13 protein-coding genes are annotated in these 17793 nt (G+C 45.8%); 8 read left to right on the top strand and 5 right to left on the bottom strand.

Annotation, left to right across the window (positions count from 1 at the left end; genetic code table 11):
• The coding region (locus B5X68_RS28965) for a T9SS type A sorting domain-containing protein (RefSeq protein ID WP_170916690.1) at positions 1-1003 on the top strand (1003 nt) is incomplete at its 5' end.
• Positions 1004-1072: 69 nt separating this feature from the next.
• Here B5X68_RS28965 and B5X68_RS19340 read toward each other — a convergent pair.
• Positions 1073-2890, bottom strand: coding sequence for a M61 family metallopeptidase (locus B5X68_RS19340; protein ID WP_082216408.1), 1818 nt, complete (start codon positions 2888-2890; stop codon positions 1073-1075).
• 136 nt (positions 2891-3026) lie between these two features.
• Between B5X68_RS19340 and B5X68_RS19335 the strand changes: the two genes are divergently transcribed.
• Positions 3027-3716 carry a 3-keto-disaccharide hydrolase gene (locus tag B5X68_RS19335; RefSeq protein WP_082216555.1) on the top strand — a complete coding sequence of 230 codons (690 nt, stop codon included), beginning with the start codon at positions 3027-3029 and terminating at the stop codon, positions 3714-3716.
• On the top strand, positions 3717-4229 hold the full coding sequence (gene lspA / locus B5X68_RS19330; RefSeq protein WP_082216407.1) for a signal peptidase II: 513 nt from the start codon (positions 3717-3719) through the stop codon (positions 4227-4229).
• A 159-nt stretch (positions 4230-4388) separates the two neighbouring features.
• Here the strand turns inward: lspA and B5X68_RS19325 are convergent, their stop codons facing one another.
• Positions 4389-6659 carry an aconitate hydratase gene (locus tag B5X68_RS19325; protein ID WP_082216406.1) on the bottom strand — a complete coding sequence of 757 codons (2271 nt, stop codon included), beginning with the start codon at positions 6657-6659 and terminating at the stop codon, positions 4389-4391.
• Positions 6660-6716: 57 nt separating this feature from the next.
• On the bottom strand, positions 6717-9488 hold the full coding sequence (locus B5X68_RS19320) for a bifunctional aconitate hydratase 2/2-methylisocitrate dehydratase (protein WP_082216405.1): 2772 nt from the start codon (positions 9486-9488) through the stop codon (positions 6717-6719).
• 336 nt (positions 9489-9824) lie between these two features.
• Between B5X68_RS19320 and topA the strand changes: the two genes are divergently transcribed.
• From topA to B5X68_RS19300, 4 genes are read left to right on the top strand one after another with little or no spacing between them, the layout of a single operon-like run.
• Positions 9825-12275 carry a type I DNA topoisomerase gene (gene topA, locus B5X68_RS19315; RefSeq protein ID WP_082216404.1) on the top strand — a complete coding sequence of 817 codons (2451 nt, stop codon included), beginning with the start codon at positions 9825-9827 and terminating at the stop codon, positions 12273-12275.
• 33 nt (positions 12276-12308) lie between these two features.
• Positions 12309-12995: an SIR2 family NAD-dependent protein deacylase gene (locus B5X68_RS19310; protein ID WP_082216403.1), complete on the top strand. Its 687-nt coding sequence runs from the start codon at positions 12309-12311 to the stop codon at positions 12993-12995.
• A complete protein-coding gene (locus B5X68_RS19305) occupies positions 12995-13876 on the top strand; it encodes a bifunctional 5,10-methylenetetrahydrofolate dehydrogenase/5,10-methenyltetrahydrofolate cyclohydrolase (protein ID WP_082216402.1) in 882 nt (293 codons plus the stop codon). Before B5X68_RS19310 ends, B5X68_RS19305 begins: the two co-directional genes overlap by 1 nt.
• A gap of 18 nt (positions 13877-13894) precedes the next feature.
• Entirely contained in the window at positions 13895-14986 is a 1092-nt protein-coding gene (locus tag B5X68_RS19300; protein ID WP_082216401.1) for a helix-turn-helix transcriptional regulator, read from the top strand.
• Here the strand turns inward: B5X68_RS19300 and B5X68_RS19295 are convergent, their stop codons facing one another.
• On the bottom strand, positions 14987-15760 hold the full coding sequence (locus B5X68_RS19295; RefSeq protein ID WP_082216400.1) for a hypothetical protein: 774 nt from the start codon (positions 15758-15760) through the stop codon (positions 14987-14989). It abuts the gene before it with no gap.
• Positions 15753-16823 carry an AMP-binding protein gene (locus B5X68_RS19290; RefSeq protein ID WP_082216554.1) on the bottom strand — a complete coding sequence of 357 codons (1071 nt, stop codon included), beginning with the start codon at positions 16821-16823 and terminating at the stop codon, positions 15753-15755. Before B5X68_RS19290 ends, B5X68_RS19295 begins: the two co-directional genes overlap by 8 nt.
• A gap of 127 nt (positions 16824-16950) precedes the next feature.
• Here B5X68_RS19290 and menB point away from each other — a divergent pair, with 127 nt between their 5' ends.
• Positions 16951-17775, top strand: coding sequence for a 1,4-dihydroxy-2-naphthoyl-CoA synthase (gene menB, locus B5X68_RS19285; protein ID WP_082216399.1), 825 nt, complete (start codon positions 16951-16953; stop codon positions 17773-17775).
• The last annotated feature ends 18 nt before the right edge of the window (positions 17776-17793 follow it).

Raw genomic sequence — 17793 nt, 5'->3', positions numbered from 1 at the left:
TATCAACGTTACGATCCAGGTCGCCAATTCGCAGCCGAGTTGCGCTTTCGACATTACAGCCAATGCTTCCAACACAAGTCCGGCCTGCTCTGCAAATGTCACCTTATCATCAGGCTGCACAGGAGCGGATTGCGCAGGCGTTACGTACACATGGACCGGAAATGGCATTAACCAGACGGGAAGCTCGATCAATATCACGGCTCCGGGAGCAAACGGATCTTATACTTACACCGTAAAAGCGTCCAAAAGCGGATGCGTTGACAAAACAGCAACGGTAACTTTGAACATTACCAATTGCAATCCGCCGGTTGGTGGTGATTTCAGCCTCTGCCTGGAATCTGAAAACCAGAGCGGAAGCGGCCCCATCACTGGCGACCCGAACGCTTCCAATGGCAGCACGCGCGGTGACAAGGCTAACTACAACCATTATGTTGATTATGCAGTCAACGGCGTTCCGAGTGCGGGAGTTTACCAGCTTAAACTGCGTTATTCCGCAAGCTCGAACCCTAACATTATGATTTCTGTGAATGGCTCCACTGCCGTTGCTTCTATGAACTTACAGGCCACTTACACCTGGAATATCGTGTTCCGCGAAGAGACTATCAATGTTACACTTGCAGCGGGCAATAACACCGTACGCATTCAGGGATTGAGTGGGCCAAGTGTGAGACAGGATAAGATTTGCATAACAAGCTCTGGAAGCAATGCGAGGTTAGGCGCGCCGGAAGCGGTGTTTAACATTACCGGACCGGATGAACAATTGAACATATTCCCCAATCCAGCGCCAGGCGAATTCAATGCGAAGTTCAGCCTTTCCAATGGAGCGGAAGGAACCATTACGGTTACTGACATTCGCGGCAGGGTTTGGCATAGTTCACAAGTGAAAGGATCCGGAGCGCATCATGAGAAAATCAAGTTGCCTAATGCCCCGGCCGGCATTTATTTGCTTCAAATTAAAAACGGCACAGCGACAGAAACGAAAAAGTTGCTGATTACTCAGTAATAAGACCGTTTGAAAGCGGAAAAGCCGGAGCTAAGCTCCGGCTTTTTGCATTATACAACCTTAAAATTGCTACTTTATCTTACTCCCAAGCCAATCCATGCGAAACTTTTCCATTTCCTCCGTCACTGGCAGGTTTGCATTTTCGTTCAACCCAACAATCCATCCTGGATTCTCTTTCAGGATCAGCATACCGATTTTTGTTTCTTCGCGATGGCGGTACTCGACGTCAATTTGCTCACCGGGCTTGTGCGCATTCAGAATAGCTGTTAACTCAGCTTGCGTGGCCACCGCTTTTCCATCCAGTTTCAAGATATGGTCGTCAATGTCCAGTCCCGCAATGTACAATGGAGAATCAATAATGGTGTTGGTTAAAATAATAAGATCAGTTCCTTCTTTATAACGAACGTCTCCTATCCATGCTTTGCCTGCGAACTGCTTTTTTAATGTCAGCCCGGCCATTTGCAGCAAAGGTGCGTAGTCAAAGGATTCATGACCATTGATATATTTTGCAAAAAAGCCTGCTGCAAAAGCCTTGTCTTTACTGTACGCAGCCAGCACGTCCAGCAAGTCACTCACCCGATAGGGCACTTCCGACTTTCCGTGTTTCTGCCAAACGGCCTGCATATATCCATCCAACGTCAGCCCGCGTGTTCGCAGCTGCAAATCGAGCGCAAGGGCAATTGAAGCGCCGTACGGATAGTAGGAAGTGTAAATGTTCGGATAATTGGTTTTGTCGATCGATACGCCAGCATCCACGAAAACCGCATTGTTACTGGCCTGAACCGGCGAAATTCGCTTGGCGCCCGCTGTATTTTCTTTGGTATTGACCAAAAAACTCAACTCCTGACAGTATTCCTCGGGCGACATGAAACCCGCCCGCGCTAAAATCAAATCGCCATAATATTGTGTAAAACCCTCCGCAAACCAAAGCTCAAAACTCATGTTGCTTTTCTCGAAATCGAATGGTTCAAGGGTTTTAGGCCTAATGCGCTCAACATTCCATGCGTGGAAAAATTCATGGGAAAATACACCCAACAACTCGTTACCGCCATTGAATGCAACCGGAAGAGCGATCATTGTGCTGTTGCGGTGCTCCATCCCGTCGCCTCTTACATAAGGATTAATGCTGGCCAGAAATGTATACTGACCAAAATCAAATGCCGGAAGTTCTCCATAAACCATTTGGCTTTCCTGGGTTATCCGCTTCACTTTGGCTGCAAAACCATTTGCTAACGAGTCGCTTCCGCTCACTTCAAGCGCTAGTCTGAATTTGGCAGTTTTCTTATCCGGATTATTCAATGTCCACTCCTTAATGGTAAGCTTGCCGATTTTAATTGGCGAGTCCATAAAATATTGGAGGTCCGCCGCGCTGAATGTGTTCGGCTGTATCCCAGGCTTGAGTTGGGTGGCAATGGTCCAGTTGTCATTCTTTGGTAAATCAAATTTTACTTCAATAGGCGCTTTTTGCAATTCCCTTACCCACATAAAAGTGGCGGGAGCGTTTAAGTGAATGCTGTTTTGGTCCAAACCAGCATAAGTCCCGTCGGCGTGATTGGCGTAGAGCGTGTATTGCACTTTTACAAAACCATTAAGTCCAGAAACCTTGTAAACATCACCGTCAATACGCTGCACCGCAATTTCCTGCCCCGACTTGTCAAAGGCTTTCACATCATAAATGTTCTTTCCATACTCATGCGTGGCGTAGCGCCCCGGCGACGACCGGCTCATGCGAAAGGTCAATTCCTTCTGCGGCGCCCCATTTACTGAGACAGTTATATTTGCTTCGTGGTGGACGAGATTGGGAAAAGAGACTTCGTAGTTAATTTTCTGCGCAGAAGCGTAGCAACCAAAAAATTGAAATACGCAGAAGTAAAAAAGTTTTTTCATAGCAGTGATGATTCGGAATGGAAGCAGACAATTTAATCTTAATCTTCTACATTTAATACGGGGGAGATTGCACTCAGCCGATAAATGCTTAATTTTTCCGTTCTAAATGATAATCAAACCTGAAATAACCTTATTAATGAAACAAATACTTTTGCCTCTATGCATCCTTTTGCTAACCATTTCACACCTTTCAAACGGCCAGACAAAATCGCTTTTCAATGGGAAAGACTTAAAAGGATGGCATATTGACGTCCCGGATATGGATAAAAATCCAGCATTAAAAACGCCATTCATTGTGCGCAATGGTCTGTTAGTAAGCTTAGGAACACCGGGGGGACATTTGATCACAGATGATCAGTATGAGAATTTCCGTTTTACTTTCCAATATCGCTTCGCAGGTAAGCCGGGCAATTGTGGTGCGCTCGTGTTCGTTTCTACGCCCAGGGCACTTTATGAAATGTTCCCTAAATCCATTGAAGTGCAAATGATGAACCAGAATGCCGGCGATTTTTGGTGTATTCAAGAAGATATTACAGTGCCGGATATGGAAAAAAGACGCGGCCCAAAAGAAAAATGGGGCGTTAATGGTGACAAACTGAGAAGAGTTCCCAATCTGACAGACGGAACCGAAAAGCCGCTGGGCGAGTGGAATTCGATGACGATCGAATGTGTAAAGAATTCAATTAAGGTATGGCTGAACGGGGTAATGGTCAATTATGGTTATAATGCAACGGCGCAGAAAGGGCAAATTGCTTTGCAGGCGGAAGGGTCGGAAGTTGAGTTTAAGGAAGTGAAAGTTGCACCCATTAAATCTTTGTCAAAATAAATGTTTGAAATAAAATCGGATCGGCTGGCCAGGAACATCGCTATTTTTTTGATACTCATTGCCAATATTGGATGTGACCAGATATCAAAGGACGTTGTTCGAAAAAACGTTGGTTTCTATCAGACAATCAGCGTTATCGAAGACGTTGTGACGATAACTTATGTAGAAAATACGGGCGCGTTTCTGAGCATCGGCAGTGGTCTTCCGCATACATTAAAGGTGCTCTTATTATCTGTTATTCCACTGATAGCCCTGTTCTTTGGCGTCGCTTATATATTAATGAAGAAGAATCTCACGCTCTTGAGTGCACTGTCGCTTAGCTTTGCGATTGGCGGCGGCATCGGCAACATTTATGACCGTCTCGTTCACGGATCAGTAACCGATTTTCTGCATATCAATTTGGGCTTTTTCCAAACCGGCATCTTCAATATGGCTGACGTTTCGATCATAACGGGAATGTTCATATTTTTTATTCAGTCATATACACGGCAAAAGGCAAGAATTCTAGGCTAAAATCCCGGAGGGATTCAACATTGGTAGTCGATTGTTATCAGCATATCATAACGGAAAATCCCGGAGGGATGTGACGACGAGCATGTCGTTACATCCCTCCGGGATTTTAATCCAGCATTGTCATATTCTTCTTGCTACCGATATTTCATCGCGCTGCGATTACGCTGCTGCAACTGACTTGCGGATGATGTTCAATGCAGAACCTGCCTTGAACCACTCGATCTGCTGCTCATTGTAAGTATGGTTCACCGGAAACTCTTCGTTTGTGCCATCCGCGTGGTGCAAAACGATTGTTAGCGGCTGACCTTCTGCAAATGTTTCAAGACCAACAATGTCGATTGAATCGTCCTCCTGAATTTTGTCGTAGTCAGCTGTGTTGGCAAATGTCAACGCAAGCATTCCCTGCTTTTTCAGGTTGGTTTCATGGATACGCGCAAATGATTTTGTTAAAATCGCCCGAACACCCAGGAAACGTGGCTCCATCGCTGCATGTTCGCGGGATGATCCTTCTCCGTAGTTTTCATCACCTACTACAATTGTTCCGATGCCGTGCGCTTTGTAATCACGCTGCACCGCAGGAACTTCCGCGTATTGATTTGTCAGTTGATTTTTAATGGTGTTGGTTTTCTCATTATAGTAGTTAACCGCACCGATCAACATGTTGTTGGAAATATTATCAAGGTGTCCGCGGTATTTCAACCAGGGACCAGCCATTGAAATATGGTCAGTCGTACATTTTCCTTTTGCTTTAATAAGAAGCTTCAAACCTTTCAGATCTGTTCCTTCCCACTCAGCAAATGGTTCGAGTAATTGCAAGCGATCCGAAGTTGGACTTACCAAAACCTGAACCTGGCTCGGATCTTCCGCAGGGGCTTGGTAACCAGCATCTTCTACTGCATATCCTCTGATTGGCTGTTCCAAACCACTTGGTTCGTCCAGCATTACTTCAATGCCTTCGGAATTCACAAGCTTGTCTGTACGCGGGTCAAATGTAAGGCGGCCGGCAATTGCCAAAGCCGTTACGATTTCCGGAGAAGCTACAAACGAGTGCGTGTTGGGGTTACCATCCGCGCGTTTCGAGAAGTTACGGTTAAATGATGTGATGATTGAATTCTTCTCTCCTTTTTCAGCTCCATGACGAGCCCACTGACCGATACAAGGCCCGCAAGCATTAGCCAGAACAACACCGCCGATTTGTGCAAATGTATCCAGATAACCATCGCGCTCCACCGTATAGCGAACGAGTTCGGAACCTGGTGTAATGGTATACTCTGAACTTACAGTCAGTTTTTTATCAACAGCCTGCTGCGCCAGTGACGCGGCACGGCTCACATCTTCATAACTTGAATTGGTGCAAGAACCAATCAGACCTACCGAAAGCACTTCCGGCCAGCCATTTTCTCTCACCGCCGTAGCGAATTTAGAAAGTGGCCAAGCCAGATCCGGCGTAAATGGTCCGTTTACATGTGGCTCTAATGTAGAAAGATCCAGTTCGATCAGTTGATCAAAATAGGTTGCGGGATCTGCATAAACTTCTTCATCAGAACGCAGATATTCTTTAACGGCGTCGGCGGCATCCGCGATGTCAGCACGCTCGGTCGCTCTCAAATAGGCAGCACTCCTTGCATCATAGGCAAAAATGGAAGTTGTAGCGCCGATCTCGGCACCCATATTACAGATTGTTGCCTTACCCGTTGCTGAAATGCTTTCTGCACCATCTCCAAAGTATTCAACAACATATCCTGTTCCACCTTTTACTGTCAACTGTCCTGCAACCCAAAGAATAACATCCTTCGCAGCAGTCCATCCGCTCAGTTTTCCAGTCAACTTAACACCGATCAGACGAGGCATTTTAAGCTCCCAGGCCAATCCTGACATTACATCACTTGCATCAGCACCGCCCACACCAATCGCGATCATTCCCAAACCACCAGCATTAGGCGTGTGTGAATCGGTTCCGATCATCATCCCGCCCGGAAACGCATAGTTTTCAAGCACAACCTGGTGAATGATCCCGGCTCCTGCTCTCCAGAAGCCTAAGCCATATTTATTAGAAACAGAAGAGAGGAAGTCGTAAACCTCTTTATTCTTGTCAACAGCATTTTTCAAATCCTGCGCCGCACCCACTTCCGCCTGGATCAGGTGATCGCAGTGCACCGTGGAAGGAACTGCAACTTGTGGCCTGCCCGCCTGCATAAATTGCAAAAGGGCCATCTGTGCCGTTGCATCCTGCATAGCCACACGGTCGGGCGCAAAGTCCACATAAGACTTGCCACGTTCGTAGACCTGGGTAGGTGTTCCTTCCCACAAATGGGAGTATAGAATCTTTTCTGCCAGGGTTAAGGGCCGCCCTCCGATTTTACGAGCAGCTTCTACCCTTTCCTGCATGCGGGCGTAAACACCCTTAATCATGTCTAAGTCAAAAGCCATAGTAATTATAATTTATGCAAATACATTCACACGCGGCAACAACTGTGCCAGTAATGACTATCTGGCCAATTGTTTAACAGGAGGTGCAAACTTGGTCAGATCAATGCCTACCACAGCTGCTTTGTATTCTTCGAGATTAGGAATTCGCCCAAGGATCGCAGACAAAACAACAACCGGTGTGGATGCCAGCAAAGACTCTCCTTTCTTACGCTCCGAATCCTCAACAACCCTTCCCTGAAAAAGACGGGTCGACGTCGCCAGAACTGTATCTCCTTTGGCAGCCTTTTCCTGATTACCCATGCAAAGGTTACAGCCAGGCCGTTCCAGATACATCATATTTTCGTATTCCGTACGCGCCGCTACTTTTGGTGCGTTATCATCAAATTCAAAACCTGAGTATTTCTGCAACACATCCCAGTCACCTTCTTTTTTCAGCTCTTCTATAATGTTATAAGTAGGCGCTGCCACAACCAGCGGAGCAAAGAATTCAACCTTACCTTTTTGTTCCTCCAAATTCCGGAGCATTTGAGAAACAATCTTCAAATCACCTTTATGAACCATGCACGAGCCGACAAAGCCAAGATCCACTTTCTTGTCCTCTCCATAGAAAGAGAGCGGGCGGATCGTATCGTGGGTATAACGCTTGGAAACTTCTTTATTATTAACATCCGGATCCGCAATCATTGGTTCAACTATCGCATCCAGGTCAATGACAACCTCTGCATAGTATTTCGCATTTGCATCCGGCACCAAAGCAGGTTTTTCGCCTGATTTGATTTCAGCAATGCGCTTATCAGCTTTATTGATCAATCCCTGAAGAACCTGTTTGTGATTCTCCATTCCTTTATCGATCATGATCTGGATCCTGTTTTTCGCAATTTCCAGTGATTCGATCAATGTATCATCTTCTGAAATACAGATAGAAGCTTTCGCTTTCATTTCCGCTGTCCAGTCTGTGAAAGTAAATGCCTGGTCGGCTGGTAATGTTCCGAGATGCACTTCAATGATCCTGCCCTGGAATACGTTCTCACCACCGAATTTCTGCAACATTTGTGCTTGCGTAGCATGAACCACGTCACGGAAATCCATGTGCTCTTTCATGTCGCCCTTGAACGTTACTTTCACTGATTCAGGGATCGGCATAGAAACTTCACCCGTCGCCAGTGCAATCGCAACTGTTCCTGAGTCTGCACCAAATGCAACACCCTTAGACATTCTTGTATGGGAGTCGCCACCGATAATGATCGCCCATTCGTCAATCGTAATATCATTAAGCACTTTATGGATAACGTCCGTCATTGAATGATATTCGCCTTTCGGGTCACGCGCGGTGATCAATCCGAAATCATTCATGAACTTCATCAGTTTCGGAATGTTAGCCTGCGCTTTTTTGTCCCAAACCGATGCCGTGTGACAACCCGACTGATAAGCACCGTCAACAATCGGTGAAATCGTTGTCGCAGCCATTGATTCCAGTTCCTGAGCGGTCATAAGCCCCGTTGTATCTTGCGAACCAACGATATTAACCTCAACACGAACGTCTGAACCGGCATGTAAAACTTTACCAGGCGTTGTTCCAACAGCATTTCTATTGAAGATTTTTTCAACTGCTGTAAGACCTTGCCCTTCATTGGAAATTTCTTTCGACGGTGCAAAAACAAGCGTAGGCTCGATGCCTAAAATCTTTGCCGCAACTGTCTGGATTTTTTTACCAAACACAATGGCGTACGATCCGCCGGCCCTGATAAATTCTTTTTTCTGAGGAGTAAGCGCCTTGGAAATGTCGATCAGTTCCTGGTCGCCGTTGTAAAGCTTCTTGGTTTTTGTATTAATGGTCAAAACAGTGCCCGTAGCAACCGAGTAAACCTCTTCCAAAACAGGGTCACCACTTTCATTGCGGACAACATTACCGTTTTCATCCACCTTCTTCACCCAGTTTTTCAAATCTATTCCAATCCCGCCCGTAACGTCTACCGTAGTAAGGAAAATCGGGGAGATACCATTTGTTCCGCCCACGATCGGCGCGATGTTAACGTAAGGAATATACGGACTTGCCTGTTTACCCGTCCAAAGCGCCACGTTGTTCACACCTGACATCCGCGATGAACCCACGCCCATCGTACCTTTCTCCGCAATAAGCATCACACTTTTGTCAGGATGTTCCTCCTGCAATGCTTTGATTTGCTTCTGTGCCGTAGTCGTGATCATGCACTGACCATGCAATTCACGGTCAGACCGGGAATGGGCCTGGTTACCAGGAGAGAGCAAATCCGTTGAAATATCACCTTCGCCGGCAATGAATGTTACAATCTTAATTTCTTCGGGTATTTCCGGCAGTTTTGTAAAGAATTCGCCACGTGCGTAACTTTCAAGGATTTCCCTTGCGATCACGTTACCGTTTTTAAATGCTTCTTTCAGCCGGTCTGTGTCTGCATCGTACAGATAAACCTGCGTTTTCAGCACGTCGGCAGCCTGTTTTGCAACCGAATAATCCTCACCTAATGCAAGATCGAGCAATACCCCGATGGAAGGACCACCCTTCATATGGGACAAGAGCTCCAAAGCAAAAGCGGGCGTTATTTCCAGCACGATGGATTCGCCAAGAATGATCTCTTTCAGAAATCTGGCTTTCGCACCGGCAGCACTGGTAGTGCCAGGCAATGTATTGTAAATGAAAAATTTGAGAGAGTCTTCGCGATATTCGTTTTCAGAATCTTTGATTTGAGCGATTATTTCGCCCAGTAATTCAGCGCCGTCAATTGGCTTTGGGTGAAGTCCCTGGGTTTCTCTTTCTTCAATTTCCTTAATGTAATCCTTATAAATGTTCATAGTGAAATATTCAATATAAGCCTCTATTATGTGGAAGATTTGTTGTCAATAAAACACGCGAAAATACAAAATTACGGCATATACGGAGGCAACTGTGCCGCATTTCGCTTTTATTTAGCATCATTATATACTAAGGACGCATTTAGATAACCTTGCCCTGATTCTTTTTGTTCTTGCAGCCAATACATTTGAGAAATTATTTCAAAAACGCCGAACCAGCGCTGTCGCATTATCGGCGATTTTAAGCTACCTTTTCGGCGGCGCTTTGATTTTTTGTAGGATTGTACCCTATATTTGGACATTCAAAGTGCGACAAGATCCCTTAAATCGAAAGTTATGTCAAAAAATCTGGTGATCGTAGAGTCACCGGCGAAGGCCAAAACCATTGAAAGTTATTTAGGAGCAGATTTCACCGTCAAGTCAAGTTTCGGCCACGTTCGTGACCTTCCGGAACATGATATGGGCGTGGATGTAGAGCATGGTTTCCAGCCTTCTTATGAAATTTCAGCTGACAAAGTAAAGGTGATATCCGAGCTTAAAAAACTGGCGAAAGGTGCAGAAGTATGGCTCGCAACGGATGATGACCGCGAAGGAGAGGCGATTTCGTGGCACTTGAAAGAAGCCTTGGGATTACCCGACGACACCAAACGAATTGTGTTCCGGGAGATTACGAAAACCGCTTTACAAAATGCGATTTCCAAGCCGCGTATAATAGATGTAGACCTTGTAGACGCGCAGCAGGCACGCCGGATTCTCGACAGGCTCGTAGGTTATGAGCTTTCTCCCGTGCTTTGGAAAAAAATACGAATTGGAAAATCCAACCTTTCGGCAGGCCGTGTGCAATCCGTTGCAGTCCGGATTATTGTAGAAAGAGAAAGGGAAATTGATGCGTTCAAAAGCAAAAGCAGCTTCAAGGTTACCGCGCAATTTGATCTTGGAAATGGTAAAGTATTAAATGCTGAACTCGCCAAGAATTTTGCGCAGGAAGATGATGCCATGAAATTTCTTGAAAAATGCGTCGGCGCACAATTTTCTATCAAAAGTCTTGAAGTTAAACCAGCTAAAAAAACACCAGCACCGCCATTCACAACTTCTACATTACAACAGGAAGCATCCAGAAAACTGAGCTTTTCCGTAGCGCAAACCATGACGGTCGCACAGCGCCTTTACGAAGCAGGTAAGATTTCCTATATGAGAACGGACTCCACGAATTTGTCGGAGGAAGCATTGGAAAAAGCAAGGGTTCAGATCACGAATGAATACGGACAGGACTACTATAATAAAAGAATATTTAAGACCAAATCAGAGTCTGCACAAGAAGCGCACGAAGCCATCCGGCCAACGGATTTTTCAACATTGAATGGCAGCAGCGACCGTAACGAGCAGCGCTTGTATGAGCTGATCTGGAAACGCGCTATTGCCTCACAAATGTCTGACGCACAGTTAGAACGCACAACGGCAACCATTGCTATATCCACCGCTTCGGAGGAACTTGTGGCGCAGGGTGAGGTGATCAAATTTGAAGGTTTCCTGAAAGTATACCTGGAATCCAGTGATGACGAGGGCGACGAAGAGCAAAAAGGAATGCTTCCTCCATTGAACATTAACCAGGTCCTTAATCTTGCCGTTATGAAGGCGACGGAGCGTTTTACCAGAAACCCGCCCCGCTATACGGAAGCCAGTTTGGTGAAAAAACTGGAAGAAATGGGCATCGGACGTCCATCCACATACGCACCCACGATCTCTACCATATTAAGGCGCGAATACATTGTAAAGGAAGACCGTCAGGGAACTGAACGTGAGTTTAAGGAACTGACGTTGGCCAACGATCAGATTAATGGTAAGGTTAACAAGGAAATATATGGTTCAGAAAAGGCAAAACTTTTCCCTACCAGCACCGGAATGGTTGTTAATGACTTCCTGGTAAGCCATTTCAACGACATCATCGATTACTCTTTCACGGCGAATGTCGAAAAGGATTTTGACAACATTGCGGACGGCCAGCTCGAATGGCGCCAAATGATCAAAAACTTTTATACGCCATTTCAAAAGAAGGTTACTGAGGCGAATGAAGAAGCAATTGATCGCAGTCTCACCTCACGTGATTTGGGTGAAGATCCAGCAACGGGTAAGAAAGTGTCCGTGAGAATCGGCAAATATGGCCCTTATGTACAGATCGGTGACGCGGAAGATGAAGAAAAACCAAAATTCGCAAGCTTAATGAAGGGCCAGCTGATGGAAAACATTACGCTGGAAGAAGCCTTTGAACTTTTCAAATTGCCGCGTGAAGTTGGTTTGTTTGAAGATAAAGAGCTGATCGTGAACATTGGAAAATTTGGCCCTTATGTGAAGCACGACGGCAAATATTATTCACTGGCCAGAACAGATGATCCAATGGCAGTCACCGAAGACCGGTTGATTGAAATTATCACTGAAAAACGCTTACAGGACAGCAACAGAACCATTAAGGAGTTCAGCGAAGATCCTGATGCAAAGGTGCTTAATGGTAAATACGGGCCTTACATTGCTTTTGGAAAAAAGAATGTGAAAATTCCGAAAGGCACAGAGCCCGCTTCCTTGACATATGAAGAAGTGGTGAAACTGGCGGCTGAAACGCCGGACAAACCAGCAGGAAGATTTGGGAAAAAACCAGCAGCAAAAGCAGCAGCTGTAAAAGCACCGGCAGAAAAAAAGGTAACGGAGAAAAAACCGGCAGCTAAGAAGCCGGCAGCCAAAAAGCCAGCCGCAAAAAAAGCAGCGGCACCAAAAGCAGCGAAGAAAAGCTAAAAATAAATCAGTTACACACTAGAAATCTAAATCATGAAAAAACTTGTAGTGCTGTCGGGCGCGGGGATCAGCGCCGAAAGCGGGATCAGTACATTCCGCGACAACGGAGGCTTGTGGGACAATTTTCGCATTGAAGACGTAGCCACGCCTGAAGCCTGGCAGCGCAATCAGGAACTTGTTCTGGACTTTTATAATCAGCGCAGAAAGCAGGCCGCAACCGTGAAACCCAACGCGGCACACTACGCACTCGTGGAGCTGGAAAAAGATTTCGATGTAACCATTATTACGCAAAATGTTGATAATCTGCATGAAATCGCCGGATCTTCGAATGTGATCCATTTGCATGGCGAACTTTTCAAATCCCGAAGCACGAAAAACCCGGACCTTGTTTACGAAATGTCGTCCTGGGAGCTAAAAACGGGTGATCTTTGTGAGCTGGGAAGTCAGTTAAGGCCGCACATTGTGTGGTTTGGCGAGGAAGTGCCGATGATGGAAATCGCAATGGAAGTGACTGAAGAAGCTGACATTTTCGTCGTCGTAGGCACTTCACTGGCCGTTTATCCAGCCGCGGGACTCGTGCATTACGTTGGTGCAGGCAAACCCATTTACATTATTGATCCTGCAAAACCGGATATCAGCCTGAAATCCAATATGACATTCATTCAGGAAAAGGCAACAACTGGAATGGAAATTCTTATCAAAAATATTACTAATAAATAATGCAGTTACTAGACGGGAAAGCAATTTCATCCCAAATTAAGTTTGAAATAAAAAACGAAGTGGAAGCGTGGATCGCCAATGGCGGCAAAAAGCCCCATTTAGCGGCAATCCTTGTGGGTGCGGACGGTGCAAGTGAGACATATGTTGCTTCCAAAATCAGGAGCTGCGAAGAAATTGGGTTCACCTCGACATTATTGAGGTTCGGACCTGAAATAAGTGAAAAAGAACTTCTGGAAGCGGTGGAAGGATTAAATAACGATGCCGACGTGGACGGATTCATTGTGCAGCTTCCTTTGCCTAAGCATATTTCTGAAAACACCATTATGGAAGCCGTCAGTCCAGCCAAAGATGTGGATGGTTTTCACCCGGTGAATGTGGGTAAAATGTGCAAAGGACTTCCTGCCTACATTTCGGCAACGCCATTCGGTATTCTGGAAATGCTCATTCGTGCCAAAATTGAAACCAGCGGCAAACATTGCGTAGTAATCGGCCGTAGCCAGATCGTGGGCCTGCCGATGAGCATATTGATGCAACGCAACGAATATCCTGGCAATTGCACCGTGACCATTACGCATTCAAAAACGCAAAATCTGAAAGAAATCTGCCAAACTGCCGATATTTTGATCGTTGCACTGGGCAGGCCAGAATTTGTGACCGCTGATTACGTTAAAGAAGGAGCAGTGGTGATTGACGTAGGCATTACAAGGGTTGTGGATGAAACCAAGAAAAGCGGTTTTGCCATCAAGGGGGACGTTAACTTCAATGACGTTGCCCCCAAAGCAAGTTACATTACGCCCGTTCCGGGAGGCGTTGGGTTGATGACCATATGCGGGTTGTTAACCAACACGTTCAAAGCTGCGAAGAAGGAGATTTACCAATAACCTTAAAGGCATTTTACAATGAGCATCGTAAGCAATAACATCAAATATCTCAGAAGGCTCAACGGCCTGACCCAAGAGCAATTTGCTAGAAAGATCGCGATAAAGCGCTCATTGCTTGGCGCTTACGAAGAAGCCCGTGCGAATCCCAATCTGACCAATTTGAAAAATATGGCGGCGGCATTTGGCATTACGGTAGACAATCTGCTCAAAAATGACCTCAGAAAATTACGGGAAACGCCGGATATGTCTTTGCCTATGAATGCTGGTCGTCCTATGACGGTTTCGCATTCCGGTAATGTCCCTACGCCTGCGCAGACGCGCATTCCGGCCTTTTCAGAGCCGCAGCCTTTGTCTAAGATCATTGAAAAATACCAGCAGCAGGAGCCTGAGATCAGGATGGTTTCCAAGCAGGTTAATTTCAAACCGGTGAATGGTGAGCCGCAAAGCCAGCCCGTGCCAGTTGCGCAGCCAATTGCACCTGCCCAGCCCATTTTCCAAAATCAGCCGGTTGCGCAGAATCAGCCTTTGATACAAAATCCCCCGGTTAATGTTCGCCCGGATGCTCAGTTGCCGGTTTTTAACAATCAATTCCAGGGCAGTCAGTTTAATGCCCAGGTTGAAGAAAAGGTGGTTAACTACCCTACTATTCAATGGGTTGCGAAAAACTTACAAGCTGAATATCTGGCTAATTTCCAGAATCCGGGTTATCTGAATCAATTACCCGTTTTCCAGCTCCCTAACCTGCCAATGGGTTATTACCGTGCATTTGAAAGCGGTTCTGATTTCGCATATCCAGGCTCGATCCTTGTTGGAACATTTGTGCGGAACTGGTACGACATTAAGGATGGCATGCAGTATATTTTCGTGCTGCGCGGTCACGGTTTCGTGTACAGAACCGCATTTAACCAGGTTAAAACCTCCGGCATTTTGCTGCTAACCTCCGATGTAGCCGATGTGGAAGAGCTTGAAGTTCCCTTGCAGGATGTGCAGGAAGTTTGGGAAGTGAAGGCCTTTGTGAGTCTGCAACTGCCTACGCCCCAGCCTTCATTGGAAAGGGTCAGCCTGCTGGTGGATGAATTGCAGCAGGAACTGAACCAATACAGATCTTAATTATTTGGACAAAGCATTGAACAATGCTTCAATTTTTTCCAGATCACGGCTTTTATTCGTCGTTTCGAGGATCGCTACGCCCATCTGATACCAAAGTCCGTCTCCGGCAGTAATGTATTTTCCCTTTTTCGAAGGCTTCTTATCCGAAGCATTATCCGGCACAAATTCGGCTTTGTAAACCGTATCCATGATTTTTTGCAGCTGTGACCATTCCAGTTTCCGGGCCTGGGCCTTGTCCTTCACAACCGTAAACGACTTTTCCGCGAAAGATGCCCGTAAATCCAATTGCTTCTGTTTTTCATCGTCAATTTCCAGAAAAGTAAGCTCAAACGGCTTCTCTCTCCCACCCGCTTCGAAAACGGCCTGCATAAATTCCTGTAAGAAATACGACCAGCGTTCCTTATCAACCGGATAAATGGTCACCATTTTACCATTCTCATCCAGTTCAATTTCTATAAAGTCCTCAAATTCACTCTCTTCCCGTTTTCTAATGATCTTGGACGAAGCCATAATGTCCTGAAACTGATCGATCCAGATCGCAGGAACACTGCCTTTCCATGCGTAATCATCGTCCGGCGAAAAACCTTCGTCCAGCAGATCATCCTCATCCAGTTCATCGCGATCCAGATATTTAATGTCGAAATCAACCGTCAGCTGGTCTTTGGACGCAATGTCCAGTTTCAATGTATAAAAATGCGAATAGGGTGCCGGAACGACGGATGCCGTTTGAAAACGGATGATATAGTAACCTGGGATCTGAATATTTTTATCCATTTTGAGATGCTAAAAGTTGTTGGACTGTGCGCCGCTTGTCGACCTTGTCCGTGGTGGTTTTACTAAAATGCTGCACAAAGTAAACATGTTTCGGCATTTCATAGGCGGAAAGGCGTTTTCTAATTTCCGTAATTATTTCCTCAGCCAAAGAAGCATTTGCAGTTCCTTCAACCACCAAAACCAATTTCTGACCTAATTTTTCATCAGAAATATACCAATTAAAAAACGCATTTGTGACTTTCAAATCATAAAAAACCTCTCCAACATTGGTGTCCACTTTGTCCAAGACAATCTTCACACCGCCCGAATTGATCACATTGTCAGCGCGTCCGATCCATTTAAATGTGTTTCCTGAAATCTCAACCAGATCATTCGTCTGAACAACCTGCCCATTAGTAACCGGGCCGGAAATGTGCAGACAGCCGCGCTCGTCCGTACCAAAATTAATGTTCGGCAGGAAGTGGTAATCTTCCGAAATATTTTCTCCGTTCAACCTGCGCAACGCAATGTGCGAAACGGTTTCAGTCATGCCGTAACTCTGGTAAACCGGAATGCTTTGTCTCTCAATTTCCTTTTGCAAAGAGACATTAACTGGTGCGCCACCGAGCAGAACTTTCCCTAACCCGTTAACCTGATGTTTCGTTTTTGGATTTTCAAGAATAGCAAGCAATTGCAATGGCACTAATGCAGCAAAATCGAACATTGCATTTTCCTCAATATCAAGCAGCGGGTTGGCCGACGGCTCGATGATCGTCATTTTCCAATCCAGCTCCATCCCACGAACAAGCATCATTAACCCCGCTATATAATGTACATTCAGACAAACCAGCGCGCGCGTTCCTTTTCCCAGATCAAGCGCCTTGCCGGTCATTCGCGCACTGCTGACCAGCTGACTTCTTTGGACTTCAATAGGCTTGGGATCGCCGGTTGAGCCGGATGTTTGCAATGTGAATGTTTGCGCGCCATTCAGCCACGATTGCATGAAATCATACGCTTTGCCAAAGTAGGGATGTTCGGGCCGTTGTTGGGTTCTGATGGCGGTTGTACTTGTGTTCCAGGACATTGGAAAGTTATTCATTTGTTTTTGAAGGAAACCCAAACAATCTGTAATTTCGCAGATTGTTGCGAACGAGTTAACGGCGGTTATAGTTAACTTTTTAACGCCAGATTATTCATTTACATTCCGAATTATGTCAAGTTCAATTCAGTGGGAAACCATTAAAGAATACGAGGAAATCCTTTTTACGCTTCACGAAGGCATTGCAAAAATAAGCATAAATCGCCCGCATAAACACAACGCATTCACGCCGCTCACCGTTACGGAAATGATCGATGCGATGCATATTTGCCGGGAAGACACACGGATCGATGTCATTATTTTAACCGGAGAAGGCGGAAAGGCATTCTGTTCCGGTGGCGATCAATCGGTTCGCGGGCACGGCGGTTACATTGGCGACGACCATGTGCCGCGCTTGAATGTACTCGATCTGCAACGCATGATACGCTCTATCCCTAAGGCCGTTATCGCAATGGTAGCAGGCTGGGCAATTGGCGGCGGACACGTGCTGCATGTGATCTGCGACCTTTCCATAGCAGCTGAAAATGCCAGATTTGGACAAACGGGGCCAAAAGTGGGAAGCTTCGACGGCGGATTTGGCGCGTCTTATCTGGCACGTGTTGTGGGACAGAAAAAAGCACGCGAAATTTGGTTCCTATGCGATCAGTACGACGCGCAGGAAGCACTACAAATGGGTTTGGTCAACAAAGTCGTTCCGTTGGAAGATCTGGAAACAACAACCGTTGAATGGTGTAAAAAAATTCAGGAAAAGAGCCCGTTGTCTATCAGAATGCTCAAAAGCTCTTTCAATGCGGAGCTTGACGGACAGGCTGGAATCCAGGAATTGGCTGGAAATGCAACATTGCTTTATTATCTGAGCGAAGAAGCGAAAGAAGGCCAAAAGTCATTTCTTGAAAAAAGAAAGCCTGATTTCAGCAAATACCCGAAATTTCCCTGATCCCGGGATGTGTTTTTC

It is taken from the genome of Dyadobacter psychrophilus, assembly GCF_900167945.1.
Classification (GTDB): domain Bacteria; phylum Bacteroidota; class Bacteroidia; order Cytophagales; family Spirosomataceae; genus Dyadobacter; species Dyadobacter psychrophilus.
The sequence above is the reverse complement of the archived record's forward strand: the minus strand, read 5'-3'. Positions and strand labels throughout refer to the sequence as shown.